The following is a 6,030-nucleotide window of genomic DNA, read 5'->3' as shown; positions in this document are numbered from 1 at the left end:
CCCGTCTTCACCACCGTCACCGGGCTCGGCGAGACCGGCGCAGCCCTGTGTCACGCCGGTGCCGACAAGGTCGCCTTCACCGGCTCCACGGCCACCGGCAAGCGGGTGATGGCTGCGTGCGCCGAGACCTTGACCCCGGTCATCATCGAGGCCGGCGGCAAGGACGCCGTCATCGTCGACAAGGACGCCGACGTCGAGGCTGCCGCCGACGCGGCCCTATGGGGCGCGTGCTCGAACGCCGGACAGACCTGCATCGGCGTGGAGCGCGTCTACGTGCACGAGCGCGTCTACGACGAGTTCGTCACCACCCTGGTCGCCAAGGCCCAGAACCTGCGCGCCGACGCCTCGCCGGGCTCCCAGCTCGGTCCGATCACGATGCCGAGCCAGCTCGATGTCATCCGGTCCCACATCTCCGACGCACTGGCCAAGGGTGGACGCGCGCTGCTCGGCGGCGTCGAGGCGGTGGGGGAGCGGTTCGTGCAGCCAACCATCCTCGTCGACGTCCCCGAGGACTCCCTGGCGGTGACCGAGGAGACCTTCGGCCCGACCGTCACGGTGCGCAAGGTCGCCACGATGGAGGAGGCCATCGAGCTCACCAACGCCACCAGGTACGGCCTGGGCTCCACGGTGTTCTCGAAGTCACGGGGCATGGAGATCGCCGAGCAGATCCGCTCGGGGATGACGGCCGTCAACGGCATCATCGCCTTCGCGGCGATTCCGTCGCTGCCCTTCGGCGGCGTGGGTGACTCCGGCTTCGGGCGCATCCACGGCCCCGACGGGCTCAAGGAGTTCACCTACGCGAAGGCGATCGCCCGGCAGCGGTTCAAGCCGGTGATGGCGCTGACGTCGTTCCAGCGCACCGAGAAGATGGACGCCCAGCTGGCGCAGATGATGACCCTGCTGCACGGCGGCAGCTCGACGCTCCCCAAGGACGCCGAGCCCACCGGGCTGGCGCGCCGCTGGAAGCGCGCCGGACGTTGACGCAGCTCCGGCGTCGCTGCTCAGCAGCGACGCCGGAGTCGCTTCGTCGTGTCAGGCCTGGCCCTCAGCGGCCTGCTGCTCGGCGACCTGGCGGTGGACGTCGGCCATGTCGAGGCCGCGGACGCCCGCGATCACCTGGTCGAGGCCCTCGGGCGGCAGGGCACCGGGCTGCGAGAAGACGAGCACCTTCTCGCGGAACACCATCAGGGTCGGGATCGACTTGATCCCGGCCGCAGCGGAGAGCTGCTGCTGCTCCTCGGTGTTGATCGACCCGAACACGATGTCGGGGTTCGCCTCGGAAGCGGCTTCGTAAGTGGGCGCGAACTGCTTGCACGGTCCGCACCAGCTCGCCCAGAAGTCCACGAAGAGGATGCCGTTCTCCTCGATGTGGGAGTTGAAGTTGTCATCGGTCAGCTCGACGGTAGCCATGGGTCCACCGTAACCACCGCTGGTGACGGAAGGGTCAGCGCAGCGAGTAGGTCGCCAGCGAGATGCTGACGTAGTGGGCCACGAAGGCCAGGATCGTGAAGCTGTGGAAGATCTCGTGGAAGCCGAAGTACTGCGGCCACGGGTTGGGCCGCTTGAAGCCGTAGATGATCCCGCCCGCGGTGTAGAGCGCGCCGCCGGCGGCGATGAGGGTGAGCACGGCGATCGTCATCGACGTGCCGAGCACCCGCTGGCCGCCGTCGATGAAGCCGGGGATGAAGAACACCGCGGCCCAGCCCAACCCGATGTAGAGCGGGGTGTAGAGCCAGCGCGGGGCGCCGATCCAGAACACGCGGAACAGCACGCCGAGGATGGCGCACGACCACACGGTCGTGAGCAGCACCGTGCGCTGGGTGCCCTCGAGCAGCATCAGCGTCAGCGGCGTGTAGGACCCGGCGATGAGCACGAAGATGTTGGCGTGGTCGAAGCGCCGCAGCGCCGCCCAGACCCGCGGTGACCACGTGCCGGTGTGGTAGATCGCCGAGACGCCGAAGAGCAGCAGTGCGCTGACGGCGAACACCGCTGACCCGATCCGGGTCGACGTGGTCGGGGAGAGGACGATCAGCACGATCCCGCCCGCGAGCGCCAGCGGGGTCAGCAGCAGGTGCGAGCGACCGCGGAGCTTGGGCTTGGCCTCGTGGAACTTCTCCGAGACCTTGTCGTGGATCGTGTCCAGGCCTGCCCGGACGGCTTCGTTGGCGTGGTGGAGGGGGCGATCCATGTCGGCAATCCTAGCGGGGGATCTCCCGCCCGCCGCGAGGGATCGTGGAGATCTGGACGGCGACGGGCGGGAGAGCAGTGATCAGTGCGAGTGGGGCGGAACGACGGCGCCCTCGGAGGGCTGCACGATGACGAAGCCTTGGCCCGAGAAGGTCACCTGGAGTGCCTCGCCGGAGCCGCGGCCGATCAGGGCACCGGCCGACATGGTCGAGCGCAGGCTCGTCTGGAGGTGGGCCGACCAGGCCACCACCGCGTCGGTGTCGGCGAAGGTCGCTGCCTCGCCGGCGTTGAGCACGACCGGCTCGCCGTCCGTGGTGATCGCCACCCAGCCGGTGCCGCGCACGGTGGTGTTGAACAGCCCGCCGGTCGCGATGCTGCCGCCCTTGACGCGCTCGATGTTCCACTCCAGGCCGGCCGAGAAGGCCAGGACGCTGGTGCCGCTGATCGAGATCCCGGTGTCGTGGAGGTTGAGGATGTGCACGTGGTGGCCCTGGTCGGCGAGGAAGACGTCGCCGGACCCCTCCACGCGCATGAGCGACAACCCCTCCCCGGTGAAGGCCTTCTTCAAGAACTTGGCCGCACCGCCGCCCTGGTAGTTGAAGCGCACGTCGCCCTGGTAGGCCACCATCGACCCCTGACGGGCCATGAACGGCTCGGTCACCCGCACCCGGAGCATCCGGTTGTTCTGACGCTCCACCCCGGCGCCGTTCTTCTCCGAGAAGCGGCCGTCGATGAGGTCGCCGGTGATGCCGGCGAAGGCGTCCCGCGCGAAGCCCGCCGCCGGTGCGGCAGCAGCCGGTGCGGGGGAGTAGGCGGTGGCCTGGGGCTCGGGCGACTCGTCCACGGACCCGAGGGCCTCGTTCGTCACGTGCCCCTCGTGCGACGCGGCTGTCTCAGGCGTCGCGGACGTGTCCGACAGCTCGGACGCCTCCGGGGCATCGGTCTGCGGGACCGGTCCGGACGCGCCGAACGGGTCGGCGCCGTACGACGCCGGCTGCTCGGGCTCGGACTCGGACTCGGTTTCGGGGGACGTCTCCTGCACCTGCGGGGTCGGCTCGGCCTGCGGCATCAGGGGGTCCATCGCCTGCACCCCCTGGTTGGCGACGTGGTCGGTCCAGATCGAGCCGTCCCAGTAACGCAGCTCGTGCCGGCCGGTGGGGTCCGGGTGCCAGGAAGGGTGCATCGTCGTCCTCTCGAGAGCGCGGAGCGGGTACCGTCCCCGCCGTCCGTCGTGTCCCCATCGTGTCAGCCTGAGGCGCACCGTGCGGTCCTGATGGCGCACTGAACCACCCGAAAGTGGCTACGATCGCGAGGTGGCGGACTGGAAGACGGGACTCAGGCGGGTGCTCTACCCCGCCTACGAGGCGCGGATGCTGCGCCGGATGTCGGGTGACCTCCCGCAGCACGTCGGCGTCATGCTCGACGGCAACCGTCGCTGGGCCAAGGCCGTGGGCCGCGACACCGCTCACGGGCACCGGGCGGGAGCGGCCAACATCGAGCCGCTGCTGGGCTGGTGCGACGAGGTCGGCATCAAGGTGGTCACGCTGTGGCTGCTGAGCACCGACAACCTCAACCGCACCGAGGCCGAGCTCGCGCCGCTGCTCGAGATCATCGCCGACGCCGTCGACTCGCTCGCCGACCAACGCCGTTGGCGCCTCCACCCCGTGGGCGCGCTCGACCTGCTGCCCGACCACATCGCGCGGCGGCTCAAGAACGCCGCGGAGGCGACCGCCGATGTCGACGGGATGCTCGTCAACGTCGCCGTGGGCTACGGCGGGCGCCGGGAGATCGCCGACGCCGTCCGCTCGCTGCTGCACGAGCACGCGCTGCGCGGCACCTCGCTCGAGGAGCTGGCCCAGGTGCTCGACGTCGAGGACATCTCCGACCACCTCTACACCAAGGGCCAGCCCGACCCCGACCTCGTCATCCGCACCTCGGGCGAGCAGCGTCTCGGTGGGTTCCTGCTGTGGCAGAGCGCCAAGTCGGAGTTCTACTTCTGCGAGGCCTACTGGCCCGACTTCCGTCGCGTCGACTTCCTGCGAGCCATCCGCGCCTACGCCCAGCGCGAGCGCAGATTCGGCTCGTGAGCGCGAGCGGAGCGAGTGCTCTCCGCTCTGGTTCCTGAGGAGCGAGCGCAGCGAGCGTCTCGAAGGACGGCTCGTGAGCGCGACCCCTGCACGTAACGCGAACTTCACCTGGGCGTCCGGGCGTGTCGCTCTGGCGGGGGGTGGCTGCGGCGTACGTTCGTGAGGTCGGCGGGTGGGGAAGCCCGCTGATACCAGGAGGCCCGCTCGTGAGAACTCACGACCTGTACGTCGGACGAGGTCCGCAGGTGTCCACCTGCTGCCCGCGCCCGGCGGAAGGACGCCGGCACTCCGGCGTCCGGGCCCTCTCCCGGTCCATCTGTGGCGACTGAGGGCCGAGCGTCGAGTGCGCGCACGGTCCCTGAAGGGCGAACACCGTGACTGCACCAAGTACCCCGGCCACTCGCACCTACGTGCTCGACACCAGCGTCCTGCTCGCCGATCCGGGCGCGCTGCGCCGCTTCGCCGAGCACGAGGTCGTCCTGCCGGTCGTGGTGATCACCGAGCTCGAGGGCAAGCGGCACCACCCCGAGCTGGGCTACTTCGCCCGCTCGGCGCTGCGCAACCTCGACGAGCTCCGCATCGAGCACGGACGGCTCGACGAGCCGGTCCCGGTCGGCGACGAGGGTGGCACGCTGCGCGTCGAGCTCAACCACACCGACGCCGGGTCGCTGCCCTCGGGCTTCCGCCTGGGTGACAACGACACCCGGATCCTGGCCGTGGCCTACAACCTGTCGCAGGAGGGCTGCGCGGTCACCCTGGTCTCCAAGGACCTGCCGCTGCGCATCAAGGCGTCCGCGGTCGGCCTCGACGCCCAGGAGTACCGCGCCGAGGCGATCAGCGACTCCGACACCGGCTACACCGGCATGGCCGAGCTCGACGTCGCCGCCGCCGAGATCGACGAGCTGTACGACGACGGCGTCCTCGACCTCGAGTCGGCGCGCGACTTCCCGTGCCACCAGGGGCTGGTGCTGCTCTCCGACCGCGGCACGGCGCTGGGTCGGGTCGGTCCGGACAAGCAGGTGCACCTTGTGCGCGGCGACCGCGAGGCGTTCGGCATCCACGGGCGCAGCGCCGAGCAGCGCGTGGCGTTGGAGATGCTGCTCGACCCCGAGGTCGGGATCGTGAGCCTCGGCGGTCGCGCCGGCACCGGCAAGTCGGCCATGGCGCTGTGCGCCGGGCTCGAGGCGGTGCTCGAGCGTGGCCAGCACAAGAAGGTCGTCGTGTTCCGTCCGCTCTTCGCCGTCGGGGGTCAGGAGCTCGGCTACCTGCCGGGCTCGGAGACGGAGAAGATGTCGCCCTGGGGCCAGGCCGTCTTCGACACCCTCGGCTCGATGACCTCTACTGACGTCATCGACGAGATCCTCGCCCGCGGCATGCTCGAGGTGCTCCCGCTGACCCACATCCGCGGCCGCTCGCTGCACGACGCCTTCGTGATCGTCGACGAGGCACAGTCGTTGGAGCGCAACGTGCTGCTGACCGTGCTCTCGCGCATCGGCGCCAACTCGAAGGTCGTGCTCACCCACGACGTCGCGCAGCGCGACAACCTGCGCGTCGGACGTCACGACGGTGTCGTGGCGGTGATCGAGAAGCTCAAGGGCCACCCGCTCTTTTCCCACATCACCCTCACCCGCTCCGAGCGTTCCCCGATCGCTGCGCTGGTCACCGAGATGCTCGAGAACGTCACCGTCTGAGCACCCCGCCCGTCAGTTCCTCGCCGAGTCGGCGCGACAACGCGCCGACTCGGAGATCGGAAGAG

The 6,030-nt window shown here is 70.0% G+C and carries 6 protein-coding genes; 3 read left to right on the top strand and 3 right to left on the bottom strand.

Annotated elements, in window-relative coordinates; translation table 11 throughout:
* Positions 1 to 981, top strand: a 981-nt coding sequence (locus VOI19_RS12175; protein WP_323793229.1) for an aldehyde dehydrogenase family protein, incomplete at its 5' end; no start/stop codon positions are given.
* A gap of 51 nt (positions 982 to 1,032) precedes the next feature.
* Here the strand turns inward: VOI19_RS12175 and VOI19_RS12170 are convergent.
* From VOI19_RS12170 to VOI19_RS12160, 3 genes are all read right to left on the bottom strand, one after another.
* Positions 1,033 to 1,410, bottom strand: a complete 378-nt coding sequence (locus tag VOI19_RS12170; protein WP_323793228.1) for a thioredoxin family protein — start codon at positions 1,408 to 1,410, stop codon at positions 1,033 to 1,035.
* Between the two features lie 34 nt (positions 1,411 to 1,444).
* Positions 1,445 to 2,188 carry a PAQR family membrane homeostasis protein TrhA gene (trhA, locus tag VOI19_RS12165; protein ID WP_323793227.1) on the bottom strand — a complete coding sequence of 248 codons (744 nt, stop codon included), beginning with the start codon at positions 2,186 to 2,188 and terminating at the stop codon, positions 1,445 to 1,447.
* Between the two features lie 81 nt (positions 2,189 to 2,269).
* Positions 2,270 to 3,370, bottom strand: a complete 1,101-nt coding sequence (locus VOI19_RS12160; protein WP_323793226.1) for an AIM24 family protein — start codon at positions 3,368 to 3,370, stop codon at positions 2,270 to 2,272.
* Between the two features lie 130 nt (positions 3,371 to 3,500).
* Here VOI19_RS12160 and VOI19_RS12155 point away from each other — a divergent pair, with 130 nt between their 5' ends.
* Both VOI19_RS12155 and VOI19_RS12150 read left to right on the top strand, forming a co-directional pair.
* Entirely contained in the window at positions 3,501 to 4,274 is a 774-nt protein-coding gene (locus VOI19_RS12155) for an isoprenyl transferase (RefSeq protein ID WP_323793225.1), read from the top strand.
* Between the two features lie 374 nt (positions 4,275 to 4,648).
* Positions 4,649 to 5,965: a PhoH family protein gene (locus VOI19_RS12150; protein ID WP_323793224.1), complete on the top strand. Its 1,317-nt coding sequence runs from the start codon at positions 4,649 to 4,651 to the stop codon at positions 5,963 to 5,965.
* The last annotated feature ends 65 nt before the right edge of the window (positions 5,966 to 6,030 follow it).

This window comes from Nocardioides sp. (assembly GCF_034670285.1).
GTDB lineage: Bacteria > Actinomycetota > Actinomycetes > Propionibacteriales > Nocardioidaceae > Nocardioides.
This window is presented reverse-complemented; position numbering and strand designations above follow the sequence as displayed.